Below are 14,394 nucleotides of genomic sequence, written 5' to 3'. Positions count from 1 at the left end.
AGGAGGAGAAGGTCTCTTTTTTATTCGACAAAGAGCAGGTGGAAAGGCGGAGATTCCGCTTAATTCTTCACAATTACTGCAGGAGGGATGAAAAAAATGAAAGCACAGGCAAGTGCGGAACAAAAGACCGCAGTGAAAACAGGGGCCGATTTACTTGTAGAAGCATTGATTGGCCAGAGTGTTGATACGTTGTTCGGTTATCCAGGAGGAGCTGTGCTGCCGATTTACGATGCCATTTACCGGGCAGAAGGCAGCTTTGATCACGTGCTTCCAAGGCATGAACAAGGTGCCATCCATGCAGCTGAAGGCTATGCCCGTGTTTCCGGCCGTGCTGGAGTCGTTATCGGCACATCAGGACCAGGGGCAACGAACCTTGTGACCGGTATTGCCGATGCTATGATGGATTCGATTCCTCTCGTCATCTTCACCGGGCAGGTGGCGAAAGGGGTCATCGGAACCGATGCTTTCCAGGAATCGGACATCATGGGAATCACTACACCTATCACGAAGCATAACTATCAAGTTCAGAATATTGAACATCTTCCGAGGATTGTGAATGAGGCCTTCCACATTGCTACGACCGGACGACCGGGTCCCGTCGTCGTTGATATTCCGAAAGACATCAGTTCAACAGTCTTTGATAAAGACATCAGCAATGATTTTCATCTTCCTGGATATCAGCCGACAACGAAACCGAATCCCATGCAGATCAACAAACTGCATGAGGCGCTTCTGACAGCCCAAAAGCCGGTTGTCCTTGCCGGCTCCGGCGTCATCCACGCCAAGGCCTCTGAAGAACTTCGTACCTTTGTAAGAAATTACGAACTACCGGTTACTTCGACTCTGCTGGGGCTCGGAAGTTATCCCGGCAGTGACCGGCTTTCCCTTGGGATGGCAGGGATGCACGGAACCTATGCAGCAAATATGGCGCTGTATGAATGTGATCTGCTCATCAATTTCGGCTCACGCTTTGATGACAGACTGACAGGAAACTTAAAGCATTTCGCCCCCCATGCAAAAGTCGCGCATGTCGATATCGATCCGGCTGAGATCGGAAAAAATGTAGATACCCATATCCCGATCGTATCGGATGCGAAAGCGGCCCTTGCCTCATTGAATGAAAAAGCCGTCCAGAACCTGGAACACCAGGACTGGATGATGAAAGTGGAAAAAAACAAGCAGGATTTCCCTTTGTGGCATGATCAGCCTGACGCAGACATTGTTCCGCAGTGGCTGCTTCAGAAAGTCTATGAATATACGAAAGGCGAAGCGGTTGTGACCACGGACGTCGGTCAGCACCAAATGTGGGCTGCGCAGTACTACCAGTTCGACGAGCCGAACCGCTGGGTTACCTCGGGAGGGCTTGGAACGATGGGCTACGGCTTCCCGGCAGCCATCGGAGCCCAGCTCGCGGATCGGAAATCGACTTGTGTAGCCGTTGTCGGGGATGGCGGTTTTCAAATGACCCTGCAGGAGCTCTCCGTTCTTCAGGAACGCCGGCTTCCAGTCAAAGTGCTCATCGTCAACAACCAGGCCCTCGGCATGGTTAGGCAGTGGCAGGAGAAGTTTTACAGTGAACGTTATTCCGAGTCGATCATCGATGTGCAGCCTGATTTTGTAAAACTGGCGGAGAGCTATCAGGTACCGGGGTATAAAATTGAAACCCAGGGACAGCTGGAGGAAGTGCTTCCTGACATTTTGAACAATGATCAGCCGGCCCTTATTGACTGCCGGGTTCTCCAGAAAGAGAATGTCTATCCAATGATTGCACCAGGAAAAGGAATCCACGAGATGATTGGGGTGAAACGATGAAACGCATCGTGACAGCAACGGTTCATAACCGGAGCGGTGTACTGAACCGGGTCACCGGTCTCCTCGCTAAACGGCAGTTCAATATTGAAAGTATATCGGTCGGCCGTACAGAAACCGAAGGGGTATCCAAAATGACCTTCGTCGTCGAGGTGGAGGATGAGAGGAAGCTGGAGCAGCTGACCAAGCAGCTGAACAAACAAATCGATGTCCTGAAAGTATCGGACATTACCGATAAAGCTATCGTTGCAAGAGAACTGGCGATGGTGAAGGTGATCAGCAACCCGCAGATCCGCAGCGAAATTCAAGGCATTATTGAGCCATTCCGGGCGTCCATTATTGATGTGAGCAAGGAGAGCGTCACCGTGCAGGTGACAGGTAAATCCGACAAGGTTGATGCTCTCATCGATCTGCTCCGCCCTTATGGAATAAAAGAATCAGCAAGAACCGGGCTGACCGCCTTTACGCGCGGCCACCAGCCACAGGTAGCAGAATTCAAATCTTACTCCCTATTAAAATAATGAAAGGATGGATGAAACATGGCACACGTATACTACCACAATGATATTAAAGATGAGGTTCTAAAAAATAAGAGAGTAGCTGTTATCGGATACGGCTCCCAGGGCCATGCCCACGCACTGAACCTGAAAGAGAGCGGTCATGACGTCGTTGTCGGTCTGCGTAAAGGAAAGTCATGGGATAAAGCAGTCGAAGACGGGGTGGAAGTGAAGACGGTTCCGGAAGCTGTAGAGAGTGCTGACGTCGTCATGGTTCTTCTTCCGGATGAGTATCAGCCGAAAGTATACGAAGAGCAGATCAAACCGAATCTCAAAGCCGGTGCAGCGCTTGCTTTCGCTCATGGATTCAACGTTCACTTCAACCAGGTCGTCCCTCCATCTGACGTGGATGTATTCCTTGTAGCGCCTAAAGGGCCCGGGCACCTTGTCCGCCGTACGTTTGAAGAAGGAGCCGGCGTGCCTGCACTGATCGGGGTCGAACAGGATGTATCAGGAGAAGCCAAAGAAGTCGCTCTCGCCTATGCGAAGGGAATCGGCGGCGGCCGTGCCGGTGTGCTGGAAACTTCCTTCCAGGAAGAAACCGAAACAGATTTGTTCGGTGAGCAGGCTGTTTTGTGCGGAGGATTGACCAGCCTTGTTAAGGCAGGCTTCGAAACATTGACAGAAGCTGGTTATCAGCCGGAAGTTGCCTACTTTGAATGTCTCCACGAGCTGAAGCTGATTGTTGATCTAATGTACGAAGGTGGTCTTGAAGGCATGCGTTATTCCATCTCTGATACGGCTCAATGGGGCGACTTCGTTTCCGGCCCACGCGTCGTTGACGAAACAACGAAAGCCCGCATGAAAGAAGTGCTGACTGACATTCAGACCGGCAAGTTTGCGAAAGGCTGGATCCTCGAGAACCAGGTGAACCGTCCTGAGTTCACGGCGATCAACGCCAAAGAAAGCCAGCATCAAATTGAAAAGGTGGGTAGAGAGCTCCGTGAATTAATGCCGTTCGTCAAGAAGTCCCAATCCAAAGAAAAGGATGTGGTCACTCATGGCTCACGTTAATGTCTTTGACACGACCCTTCGCGATGGCGAGCAGTCCGCCGGGGTCAACTTGAACCGTTTGGAAAAGGTGGAAATTGCCAAACAGCTGGAAAGGCTTGGCGTAGACATTATGGAAGCAGGATTCCCTGCTTCCTCCCAGGCGGATTTTGATGCAGTCAAAGAGATTGCCGATACGGTACGCGGCTGTTCTGTCACAGGCTTGGCGCGGGCGAACAAACGTGATATCGATATTGCGTGGGAAGCCTTGAAAGGCGGAGCGGAACCGAGACTCCATGTTTTTCTGGCCACCTCTCCGATTCACATGACGCATAAGCTGAAAAAGACACCGGATGAGGTTGTGGAAACAGCGGTCAATATGGTCCGCTACGCCCGTGAAAAGTTCCCTTATGTGCAGTTCTCAGCAGAGGATGCGCTGCGATCTGACCGGGACTTTCTCGTTCATATTATCGAACAGGTCATTGACGCCGGAGCTTCAGTGATCAACCTTCCGGATACGGTCGGTTTTACGACACCGGATGAAATAGGCAGCCTCTTCCGCTATGTCAGGGAGAAGGTTCCGAACATTGATCAGGCTGTCCTTTCTACGCATAACCATGATGATCTCGGAATGGCCGTCAGCAACTCTCTGGCAGCCGTCGAAAACGGGGCCGGCCAGATCGAAGGCACCATTAACGGTATCGGAGAACGTGCCGGGAATGCCGCCCTTGAAGAGATTGCTGTAGCTCTGCAGATCAGACAGGACCGCTACGATTTCCACACGGGGCTGGTTCTTAAGGAAATCAAACGGACAAGTGACCTTGTCAGCCGTTTGACGGGGATGCAGGTGCCGGGAAACAAGGCGGTTGTCGGGCGTAATGCCTTTGCTCATGAGTCCGGCATTCACCAGGACGGTGTTCTGAAGGAAGCCACGACGTACGAAATCATTACACCGGCTATGGTCGGCATTGATTCCAACCGGATGGTTCTTGGGAAACACTCCGGCCGCCATGCCTTCAAGCAGAAGGCTGAAGAGCTTGGGTTTGAACTGAATGAATCGAAGCTGAAAGAAGCATTCGAATCCTTCAAGAATTTGACCGGTAAGAAAAAAGAGGTCACCGATGATGATTTGTTTGCGATTCTTACGGATACGCAGACAGAGCATGAAGACCAGCCGAAATACGAACTGAAAGCCTTCCAGGTGCAGTATGGCAGTATCAACCGACCGACCGCGACGGTGCTTTTGACGAAACCGGACGGGGAAGAAGCAGAAAAAGCCAACACCGGCGAGGGAAGTGTCGAAGCGATCTACAACACTCTGGATGATCTGATTGATGCGGATGTTCATCTGCAGGATTATCAGCTCAGTTCAATCGGAAGAGGACGCGATGCACTGGCAGAGGTTCACGTCCAGTTGACCGTCGATGGTGTGAAGGCCTCCGGCCGCGGGTCGGCGCAGGATGTGCTGGAAGCTTCCGCCCACGCTTTTCTCAATGCGGTCAACCGTACGTTGTATCAGCATAAACGTCACGAAGGCTACCAAAAAGTGCAAGTATAACAAAAGGGGGATGTACATGGAGAAACATATCGTTCTGCTGCCGGGCGACGGCATCGGTCCAGAAGTTACGAAAGCAGCCAGACAGGTGCTGCAGGCGGTCGCCGACCGTTATCAGCACACGTTTACATTTGAAAGTCATGACATTGGAGGATCAGCCATTGAACAGCACGGGACTCCGCTCCCGGAAGATACGGTTCAGGCGGCGAAAAAAGCCGATGCCATTTTCCTTGGAGCTGTCGGAGGCCCGAAATGGGATCAGCTGCCAGGTCATATGCGGCCGGAAAAAGGGCTGCTGGGGATCCGCAAGCAGCTCGGGTTGTTTGCCAACCTCCGTCCTGTCCAGGCGTTTCAACAGCTGCTCCATGCTTCCCCTTTAAAGAAGGAAGTCGTTCAAGGTAGTGATCTGCTGATTGTCCGTGAGTTGACCGGCGGCCTGTATTTCGGACAGCCGAGTGAGCGGAGAAATAACGGACAGGAAGTCGTGGATACGCTGGCTTATGAACGTCATGAAATAGAAAGAATCGTCGATCAGGCGTTCCAAAGCGCCCGGGTGAGAAGAAAGCACCTGACATCGGTCGATAAAGCCAATGTTCTGGAATCTTCCCGGATGTGGCGTGAAATCGTCGAGGAGAAAAAAGCGGACTATCCGGATGTAACCGTTGAGCATATGCTCGTCGATGCGGCAGCTATGAAGCTTGTAACCAATCCTTCATCCTTTGATGTAATCGTGACAGAAAACATGTTTGGAGACATTTTAAGTGATGAAGCTTCCGTCTTAACCGGTTCGCTCGGTATGCTTCCATCCGCAAGCCTGAACGAAAAAAGCGTCGGTCTTTATGAACCTGTTCATGGTTCGGCCCCGGACATTGCCGGACAGAACAAAGCCAATCCGGTTGCGAGCATCCTCTCTACAGCTATGATGCTGAAGCATTCGTTCGGAATGGAGGAGGAAGCGGAACAGGTGGAAGCGGCTGTGGCCGGTGTCCTGCAGGAGGGCTATCACACCGCAGACATCGATTTGAAAAATGGTGTGAAAGTCAGCGGCAGCGAACTGGCTGCTAAAATTGTCGATCAGATCAGTACGAGTGATGCAACGGAAAATATTATGCGCTGCTATGTATGAGCGGTACAACAGAGAAAAGAAGGGAGCGGAACGGAATGAGTCAACCAAAAACCATTGTTGAAAAAATTTGGAATCAGCATGTCGTCCACGAAGAAGAAGGGAAGCCGAATCTTCTCTACATCGACCTGCATTTGGTTCATGAAGTGACCTCTCCCCAGGCGTTTGAAGGGCTCCGCATGAGTGGAAGGAAAGTGAGACGGCCGGATCGTACGTTTGCAACGATGGATCACAACGTGCCGACCATCCACCGCAATGTCATCAAGGATGAAGTTTCCAAGAAACAGATGGAAACACTGGAGGCAAACTGTAAGGAATTTGGAGTCCGGCTGGCTGATATCAACCACCCGGATCAGGGCATCGTCCATGTCATTGGTCCGGAGCTTGGGTTAACCCAGCCGGGGAAAACAATCGTCTGTGGAGATAGTCACACCTCGACGCACGGGGCCTTTGGCGCCCTGGCCTTTGGAATCGGTACGAGTGAAGTGGAGCATGTGCTTGCCACTCAATCTTTATGGCAGGCCGAGCCGAAAACCCTTCAGGTCCATGTGGAGGGTGTATTGGGAACCGGTGTGACGGCCAAGGACTTGATTCTGGCGATCATCGGTAAATACGGTGTCCGGTTTGGTACCGGTCATGTGATTGAATATACAGGCGAAGCCGTCCGTAATCTGACGATGGAGGAGCGGATGACGGTCTGTAACATGTCCATTGAAGCGGGTGCACGCGCCGGTTTGATTTCACCGGATGAGACCACCGTGGAATATCTGCGCGGGAAGCGCTATGTTCCTGAGGGAGAAGATTTTGAAGAAATCAAGGAGCAGTGGCTGTCGCTGGCCTCGGATGAGGGAGCGGAATATGACCAGACTCTTACCATTCACGCAGATGAGATTGAGCCTCAGGTGACCTGGGGGACCAACCCTTCTCAATGTGTGCCTGTCGGCGGCCGCGTCCCCGATCCGGAACAGGTGGAGGATGACCGTGACAGCATTGAGCGGGCGATCGCTTATATGGGCCTTGAAGCCAACCAGGCGATTGAGTCGATCCCGGTTGAACACGTGTTTATCGGGTCGTGTACAAACTCCCGCTTGAGTGACCTTCGCCGGGCGGCTGAAATCGTCCGCGGCGGCCGTGTCCATGAGGGTGTCAGAGCTCTCGTCGTCCCGGGGTCCAAGTCAGTGAAAGATGCAGCAGAAGCCGAAGGTCTGGATACGATCTTCCTGACTGCCGGATTTGAATGGCGCGATGCCGGCTGCAGCATGTGTCTGGCGATGAACGATGATATCGTTCCGCCGGGTGAGCGGTGTGCTTCAACGTCCAACCGTAACTTTGAAGGCCGTCAGGGGAACGGGGCGCGTACCCATCTTGTCAGCCCGGAAATGGCAGCGGCAGCAGCTCTTGAAGGCCGTTTTGTAGATGTCAGAAAATATGCCGGTATGGTAGGAGGGTGAACAGATGGAACCATTAAAACAGCACAAAGGTCTGGTCTACCCATTGAATCGATCCAACGTCGATACCGATCAGATCATTCCAAAACAGTTTTTGAAACGGATTGAGCGTCAGGGGTTTGGTCAGTTCCTCTTCTACAACTGGCGGTTTGATGATGACGGGGCTCCTCGGGAGGACTTTTCCCTGAACAAGCCGAAGTATGACGGTGCTTCGGTTTTAGTAGGGGGAGAGAACTTCGGATGCGGCTCCTCGAGGGAACACGCACCATGGGCGATACAGGATTATGGTTTCCGTGTCGTCATAGCTCCGAGCTTTGCAGATATCTTTTATAACAACTGCTTCAAAAACGGGATTCTTCCTATCCAACTTCCGAAGCCTGTCGTTGATCAGTTGATGGAAAAGGCAGAAGCGGAGTCTTATCATGTGGCGGTGGATCTGGAGGCGCAGACGATTGATGGCGGCGGTTTCGAAGTGGAATTCGATATTCAGCCCTATCATAAGGAAATGTTGTTGAACGGCTGGGATGAAATTGCCGTTACACTGACGTACGAAGACAAAATCGACCAATTTGAGGAAAAACAAAAAGGAGTGAAGACGTTGGGGATTTCTTAACGCTGGCTAAAGTAATGGATGCACAGGAGCAGCTGCAGGAGGTTGTGCACCGCACGCCACTGCAGACGTCAACGACCTTTAATGAACGGACAGGGCAGCACGTCTATTTGAAGATGGAAAATCAGCAGAAAACCGGCGCGTTTAAAGTCAGGGGAGCTTCCTATAAGGTCGCCTGCCTGACGGAAGAGGAAGCCGCCTGCGGAGTCATTGCTGCCTCAGCAGGCAACCATGCCCAGGGAGTGGCGGTTGCTGCAGCGAAGCGGGGAATTACGGCGCAGATCTTCATGCCGGAAGGAACACCTCAGGCGAAGGTGGAAGCCACAGAAGGCTACGGGGCAACCGTTGTCCTCACAGGGGAATCCTTTCAGGAAGCGTATCAGGCCGCACGGATCGAGCAGGAACGATCCGGCGCGACGTTCCTTCATCCCTTTGATGATTATGAAGTGATGGCTGGTCAGGCTACGGTGGCTGTGGAAATGCTTCAGCAGCAGCCGGATCTTGAACGCCTTTTCGTACCAATTGGAGGCGGCGGTTTGATCAGCGGTGTCGCTTTTGCTGCTAAACAGCTGAAGCCGGATATTACGGTGATCGGCGTTCAGTCAGCCAAAGCACCGTCCACCTACAATGCACTTTATAAGAAAGGACCGGCAAAACTGACGTCTGTTTCCACGATTGCAGACGGTATTGCTGTGAAAGAGCATGGAAGGTTAACGTACACGTGTATCCAGAAATACGTGGACCAGGTGATTACCGTGGAAGAACATGAAATCGCCCAGGCGATGCTTCTGCTGCTTGAACGGGAGAAAACTCTCGTGGAGGGGGCCGGAGCCACAGCACTGGCAGGTCTGCTCCGTTCATGCCACACATTTGAACAGCAGCAGTGCGGCGTTGTATTGAGCGGCGGGAACATGGATCTCTCCCGGCTGCCACTGGTTCGTAAGCTCGCCAGCCCAAAAAAGGTTGTCATCGCATAAGATGACAGGTCAAACCAGAAGAAAAACCACGGCGGTTTTTCTTCTGGTTATTTTTATGCTGTAAAAGAGAAGAAAGGCGGATGGTTCGTCTGGAAGCTGTGATGATGATACAATACACACGAATCCATTACATATGAGGTGAAAGCGATGAATCAATTTTTACAATATAACCCGACGCGTCTGTACTTCGGGAAGGGACAGATTGAGCAGATGGCTCAGGAAATCACAAAAGGTTCGAAAGTCCTTGTCGTCTACGGCGGTGGGAGCATTAAACGGAACGGTGTGTACGATGAAGCTGTCGGCATGTTGAAATCTCTTGATGCGGATATGTATGAACTGTCCGGTGTGGAGCCCAATCCGCGTTTAACGACAGTGAAGAAAGGTGTAGAGATCTGTAAGCAGGAAGGCATCGATTTCCTTCTCGCTGTGGGCGGTGGCAGTGTGATTGACTGTACAAAAGCGATTGCCGCGGGTGCGGAATACGAAGGAGATGCCTGGGATCTCATTACGGGAAGCGCTTCTGTCGAAAAGGCGCTTCCGTTTGGGACCGTCCTTACGCTCGCCGCGACCGGTTCAGAAATGAATGCTGTCTCTGTCATCACGAACTGGGAGACGAGAGACAAGCTTGGCTGGGGCTCCCCTCACGTGTTCCCGACATTCTCGATCCTTGATCCTTCCTATACGTTTTCTGTACCGGAACACCAGACCGTGTACGGCATCGTCGATAGTATGTCGCATGCGCTGGAGCATTATTTCCACCGTACACCGAACACACCGATGATCGACGGGTTTATCGAATCATTGCTGCGCACAGCTGTTGAAAATGGACCGAAACTGATGGAAAACCAACAGTCCTATGAGCACCGCGAAACGATGATGTACTTAAGTACAACGGCTTTCAATGGTACGCTGTCCAATGGAACCGACGGCGGCGACTGGGCCACACACCGCATCGAGCACGCGCTCTCTGCGGTATATGATATTCCACATGGCGGCGGTCTCGCCATCCTGTTCCCGAACTGGCTGGAACACGTCCTCGAAGACGATCCAAGCCGCGTGAAGCAGCTGGCCGTCAACGTTTTCGGTATTGATCCTGAAGGGAAAGACGATAAGCAGACAGCCCAAGAAGGAGCGGCGGCCTTAAGAGATTTCTGGAACTCTCTAGGCGCTCCGTCCACCTTGAAAGATTACGATATTGATGATCAGGATTTCGACTCCATTGTTGAAAAAACATTCATCAAGCCGGGTGTCGGCACGTATAAGGAACTGGACAAGGAAAGTGTCCGCGACATCTTGAACCGATCCCTGTAAACAGAAAAGCCCTGAGAGGATTTCCGTCCTCTCAGGGCTTTTTTTGATAGAGGCAGAAACCGTTGTCAGTTTTTACCTCATATTCATAGATTAGTTAGAAAATTTACATGGGAGTTACATTTCAATTAAATCTATGTATGTTGTCAGGAAATTCGATGATTTCAAGATATAATTGTAAGCAATTGCAGAAAAATGTCGAAATTAATCAAATGAACAGGGAGAAATCCGATTGAAGAAGCTTACAATGATACTCACGTTAATTATTTTAACCGCTAATTTCGGGAATACCCCGGTATATGGGGCGTCTAAACCTGATTCTCCTGATATTTTAAGTGAATCAGCGATTGTCCTGGAAGCCGGCACAGGAAAAGTCCTCTACGAAAAGAATGCCGACCGTGACATGTACCCGGCAAGTCTGACCAAAATCGCCACAGCGATTTATGCCTTGGAAAACGGAAACCCCGAGGATCAGGTGACAGTAAGTGAAGAAGCAAGGAATACAGGTGGATCAAGTGTATTTCTTATGGAAGGGGAACAGGTTTCCTTGAAAAAGCTCGTCCAGGGACTGCTGATTAACTCAGGAAATGATGCGGGAACCGCTATTGCTGAGCACATGAGTGGAAGCGTCGACCGCTTTTCTGAAGACTTGAACGCCTTTCTTGAGGATGAAGTAGGGACAGAAAGCACTCACTTTACTAATCCGCACGGTCTCTATGATGGTCAGCATACAACAACCGCCAGGGATCTGGCTGTCCTCACTCAGTATGCGATGCAGAATGAAACGTTCATGGAGATTTTCGGAACGAAAACCATGGAGTGGACAGGCGAATCATGGGATACCACGTTGTATACCCATCATAAATTGTTCCGGGAAGATCCTTACGAAGGTATCACGGGCGGAAAAACCGGCTTTGTTCCACAGGCCGGGTTCACGCTGGCAACGACGGCTGCCCGTGAAGATACGAACCTCATCGCTATAACCATGAAAACTCCGAATCAGGACCAGGTCTATACCGATACTAAAGAATTGCTGGACTATGGATTCGAAAACTATGAAACATCCTTCGTTCAAAAAGAGGAAATCCTTGGAGGCAGAGCGGATGAGTATATGCTGCCTGAAGAGATTCCTTATACTCATTTAAAAGAAGAGACAGCGGAAGTCTCTGTCGATGAGAATGGAAAAATGACCATCACCAGTGAAGATGGAACTCTATTGACTTCTTATCAGCTGGAGGAGAAGGAAGAGAATGAAGAAGTGACGACCGTCCCGAAAACCGCTGTTGTTGAGAAAGAAGAGGACTCATGGACGGATTACCTGAATTATTTGATCATCCCTCCGAAATTCTGGGCGTTGGAAGTTCTTCATTTCTGAGACTGACCCTTAAGATGGTGCAGATTCCGGATCACAAATGAAAGATCCGAGTGTATCTATAAAAGAAGGCTGACAGGATTTTCCTGTCAGCCTTCTTTTATTTTTTGTAGCGGTCAATCGTTTCTTGAAGACGGCGGGCGATGGTCTGCGGGGAGCTCGTCAACTCTTCTTTCGTGAGGGTCAGGGAAGCCCGGCTTTCATCCATTTCGAGCGCCTCTGCGAACAAGCCTCCAAGTCCACGAGCGCGGCGGTCCACTTCAAGCATCACCTCAACATGGTTTTCCTGAAGGAAGAAAACCGCCTCCAGTTCATCCAGGTAGGAGCGGTAGTTTCCCCCAGGTGCAAATTCGAATTCCTGGACGTATCCGTGCCGTTTGGAATATTCCATCTCGACTTTTCTTAATCGGAAGCCAAGCTGATTTTCCAGTGCATCGAGAATGGTTTCAATGTAAGGGTGCGGAGCGATGGTAACCGGATCGCGGTCTTCCGGGTCCAGTGCTCTCGGAATATCCAGTCCGGTTTCAAACCAGATTGGCAGCCGTCGGCCGAGGGAAGCCGGTACATGGAAAGGGATCTGGATGGAAAAAGGAATCTCTTTCGTCTCTCCACCCTGGATCGTGAGCGGTCCTGAAACCGCATATTTCTGCAGGGAAACCTTCTCCTTCACTTTCCGATCATCGACTTCGCGTACAGCTTCCGTCATTAAAAAGATATGAATAGCGTCAATTGACTGCTCCACATCTCCCCCCTGGACCACAACCTTCCCGTGAACATCTTCGCCCGGAATGAACTGGTCCTTCTCAAGCTGGGTATCCACCTTGGCGGCCCCGACGCCGACACTGGCTAATAGTTTCTTAAACATACGATCTCCTCCTTTTTTTACGTATACGGATGAAAAGAAGCAAAGGATTCAAAAAGATCTGCTTATGTTACATGGATGAGTATTCCCTTTTCAATTAAGGATGGGAACCCAGCTGGTTTCAGAAGCCTTTGTTCTTTTTAACACAGTACTATGATTTTTGTTCAAAAAGATGAAAATGATCTGGATTTGGTCGATATTAGAGAATATGAACCAGGTAGAAAGGAAGAGGTACGTGTTACATAAAAAGAATCGAACGATGTTGTTGTTTTCAGCAGTGGGATTAGCTTTGATGGTTCTGATTCATATCATTCACAGGAATCGGATGCATCATTGGTCAGCACCGGAATTCAGTGCTTATACGCCGTATCTGTACACGTATATGGCGGTGCCGCTCCTGCTGTTTATCTCAGCTTCAGTATTGTATTACAAAAATAAAACCCATCAGGCGCTGCCCTGGATACACGCGCTGCTCTTCACATTTATCAGTATCGGCATGATCACGAACGGGGAAGGCATGGTCGTTTACCATTTTTCCATCTTTTTAGTTGTCGCTCTTGCCGCCTTTTATGACCGGTTGGAGCTGCTCGGGCTGATGACGATTATTTTCGCTTTGTTCCACTTCGGGGCTATGTTTACAGGGACGGAATTTTTCTATGGAACGTCGGACTATACATGGTTTATGTTTGCGGTGCATGCGGTTTATCTCCTGCTGACAAGTGCAGGGACAAGCTATCAGATTGTATTGAAGAACAACCATGTGCAAGCCCTGCAGCGTACAACGGACCGTAAACAGGAAGATACGCATGTTATGCTGAATCATCTTTACACCGTTAGTGATGCTTTACAGGAAACGATTGCTCATCTGGAAAGCTCTTCAGCGAAGTCCACCCAGTCCTTCGGCGTTGTCGAAGGGTTGATGGAGACGCGGCAGCATCATGGAAAAAGGCAGGTGGCCGAAGCGGATAAGAATGCATTAGCCGTATCCGGCATTCACGCCTCCATAGAACAGATGAATGAAAATCTCAGGGCTGTTCTCAAACGGGCAGGCGATACTTATGAAACGACAAAAGAAGGCGGGCGATACTTGGAGCAGATTTCCAGCCACCTGGATAACACAGAATCAAGCATTCATAAGACAAGCGGAACCATCCGAAAACTGAGCCATTCATCTAAAGAAATTACGGAAATCACTTCTGCTATCGCGGCCATCACAGACCGGACGAAAATGCTGGCCATTAACGCGGCCATAGAAGCAGCCCGGGCTGGAGAGCATGGAAAAGGATTCAGCGTTGTTGCCGGTGAGGTGCAGAACCTTGCGCAGCAATCCGAAAAAGCAGCTGGACAAATCTTCTCCATCGTGGATACGATTCAGTCCTCCATTCAGGAAGCGGATGAGCAAGCCGAAGTGGGTATAGAGAGGATGGAAACGAGTCAACAGCACTTGAAAATATTAACGGACCACCTTCACAAAATTCTGCAGCAGTCGGATGAAGTGAAAAAGGAAACGACAGAGATACAGTCTTTCAGTCATCATTTAATCGAATCCGCCAACACGTTATCCTATTCCTTTGACAATCTACTGGCCTTTACGAAGGAAGGAAAGGATCAAAACGAGCAAATGCTGAAGGCATCGAAAGATCAGCTGTTTACCATTCAGACGATGGCTGGAGAAGTGAGTCAACTGGCGGATTTAATCAGCGATATCCAGCGGATTACCAGGGACATGGATAACAGTCGGGAAGACAGGATCGGGCGAACGGAGCTGGAGGTCGTGAGTTGA

General features: G+C 50.4%; 12 protein-coding genes. 11 read left to right on the top strand and 1 reads right to left on the bottom strand.

Features of this window, described 5'->3' with window-relative positions; translation table 11 throughout:
* The first annotated feature begins 96 nt into the window (after positions 1-96).
* The 10 genes from ilvB to GLV97_RS13460 all read left to right on the top strand — a co-directional run bounded on the left by ilvB (position 97) and on the right by GLV97_RS13460 (position 11,752).
* On the top strand, positions 97-1,812 hold the full coding sequence (gene ilvB / locus GLV97_RS13505) for a biosynthetic-type acetolactate synthase large subunit (RefSeq protein WP_160889869.1): 1,716 nt from the start codon (positions 97-99) through the stop codon (positions 1,810-1,812).
* A complete protein-coding gene (ilvN, locus tag GLV97_RS13500; protein WP_160834989.1) occupies positions 1,809-2,330 on the top strand; it encodes an acetolactate synthase small subunit in 522 nt (173 codons plus the stop codon). The genes ilvB and ilvN overlap by 4 nt, the downstream gene beginning before the upstream one ends.
* Before the next feature lie 18 nt (positions 2,331-2,348).
* Positions 2,349-3,380 (top strand): ketol-acid reductoisomerase, encoded by a 1,032-nt coding sequence (gene ilvC, locus GLV97_RS13495; RefSeq protein WP_160834990.1) that lies wholly within the window; start codon positions 2,349-2,351, stop codon positions 3,378-3,380.
* The gene (locus GLV97_RS13490) at positions 3,367-4,914 is read left to right on the top strand and encodes a 2-isopropylmalate synthase (protein WP_160834991.1); all 1,548 of its coding nucleotides are present in this window, start codon (positions 3,367-3,369) and stop codon (positions 4,912-4,914) included. Before ilvC ends, GLV97_RS13490 begins: the two co-directional genes overlap by 14 nt.
* A gap of 16 nt (positions 4,915-4,930) precedes the next feature.
* The gene (gene leuB / locus GLV97_RS13485; protein WP_160889868.1) at positions 4,931-6,037 is read left to right on the top strand and encodes a 3-isopropylmalate dehydrogenase; all 1,107 of its coding nucleotides are present in this window, start codon (positions 4,931-4,933) and stop codon (positions 6,035-6,037) included.
* Positions 6,038-6,072: 35 nt separating this feature from the next.
* Positions 6,073-7,485, top strand: a complete 1,413-nt coding sequence (leuC, locus tag GLV97_RS13480) for a 3-isopropylmalate dehydratase large subunit (RefSeq protein WP_160889867.1) — start codon at positions 6,073-6,075, stop codon at positions 7,483-7,485.
* A 4-nt stretch (positions 7,486-7,489) separates the two neighbouring features.
* On the top strand, positions 7,490-8,095 hold the full coding sequence (gene leuD, locus GLV97_RS13475; RefSeq protein WP_160834994.1) for a 3-isopropylmalate dehydratase small subunit: 606 nt from the start codon (positions 7,490-7,492) through the stop codon (positions 8,093-8,095).
* Between the two features lie 14 nt (positions 8,096-8,109).
* Complete coding sequence (gene ilvA / locus GLV97_RS13470; RefSeq protein WP_160834995.1) at positions 8,110-9,069, top strand: threonine ammonia-lyase; 960 nt, start codon at positions 8,110-8,112, stop codon at positions 9,067-9,069.
* Positions 9,070-9,216: 147 nt separating this feature from the next.
* Positions 9,217-10,380 carry an iron-containing alcohol dehydrogenase gene (locus tag GLV97_RS13465; protein WP_160889866.1) on the top strand — a complete coding sequence of 388 codons (1,164 nt, stop codon included), beginning with the start codon at positions 9,217-9,219 and terminating at the stop codon, positions 10,378-10,380.
* Between the two features lie 229 nt (positions 10,381-10,609).
* Positions 10,610-11,752, top strand: coding sequence for a D-alanyl-D-alanine carboxypeptidase family protein (locus GLV97_RS13460; RefSeq protein WP_237418618.1), 1,143 nt, complete (start codon positions 10,610-10,612; stop codon positions 11,750-11,752).
* A gap of 97 nt (positions 11,753-11,849) precedes the next feature.
* Here the strand turns inward: GLV97_RS13460 and GLV97_RS13455 are convergent, their stop codons facing one another.
* Positions 11,850-12,614 carry a sporulation protein gene (locus GLV97_RS13455; RefSeq protein WP_160841591.1) on the bottom strand — a complete coding sequence of 255 codons (765 nt, stop codon included), beginning with the start codon at positions 12,612-12,614 and terminating at the stop codon, positions 11,850-11,852.
* Positions 12,615-12,846: 232 nt separating this feature from the next.
* On the opposite strand from GLV97_RS13455, the gene GLV97_RS20275 reads away from it, so the two are divergent.
* Positions 12,847-14,394, top strand: coding sequence for a methyl-accepting chemotaxis protein (locus tag GLV97_RS20275; protein WP_160889865.1), 1,548 nt, complete (start codon positions 12,847-12,849; stop codon positions 14,392-14,394).

The sequence above is a fragment of the Halobacillus litoralis genome (assembly GCF_009856355.1).
GTDB classification, from domain to species: Bacteria; Bacillota; Bacilli; order Bacillales; family Halobacillaceae; genus Halobacillus; species Halobacillus litoralis_B.
The sequence above is the reverse complement of the archived record's forward strand: the minus strand, read 5'-3'. Positions and strand labels throughout refer to the sequence as shown.

What these genes read in the sequence shown, in the direction of transcription:
- GLV97_RS13455 (WP_160841591.1), bottom strand. Translation starts at nt 12,614, where the DNA reads ATGTTTAAGAAACTATTAGCCAGTGTCGGCGTCGGGGCCGCCAAGGTG.
- leuD (WP_160834994.1), top strand. Translation starts at nt 7,490, where the DNA reads ATGGAACCATTAAAACAGCACAAAGGTCTGGTCTACCCATTGAATCGA.
- GLV97_RS13490 (WP_160834991.1), top strand. Translation starts at nt 3,367, where the DNA reads ATGGCTCACGTTAATGTCTTTGACACGACCCTTCGCGATGGCGAGCAG.
- ilvB (WP_160889869.1), top strand. Translation starts at nt 97, where the DNA reads ATGAAAGCACAGGCAAGTGCGGAACAAAAGACCGCAGTGAAAACAGGG.
- ilvC (WP_160834990.1), top strand. Translation starts at nt 2,349, where the DNA reads ATGGCACACGTATACTACCACAATGATATTAAAGATGAGGTTCTAAAA.
- leuB (WP_160889868.1), top strand. Translation starts at nt 4,931, where the DNA reads ATGGAGAAACATATCGTTCTGCTGCCGGGCGACGGCATCGGTCCAGAA.
- leuC (WP_160889867.1), top strand. Translation starts at nt 6,073, where the DNA reads ATGAGTCAACCAAAAACCATTGTTGAAAAAATTTGGAATCAGCATGTC.
- GLV97_RS13465 (WP_160889866.1), top strand. Translation starts at nt 9,217, where the DNA reads ATGAATCAATTTTTACAATATAACCCGACGCGTCTGTACTTCGGGAAG.
- ilvA (WP_160834995.1), top strand. Translation starts at nt 8,110, where the DNA reads ATGGATGCACAGGAGCAGCTGCAGGAGGTTGTGCACCGCACGCCACTG.
- ilvN (WP_160834989.1), top strand. Translation starts at nt 1,809, where the DNA reads ATGAAACGCATCGTGACAGCAACGGTTCATAACCGGAGCGGTGTACTG.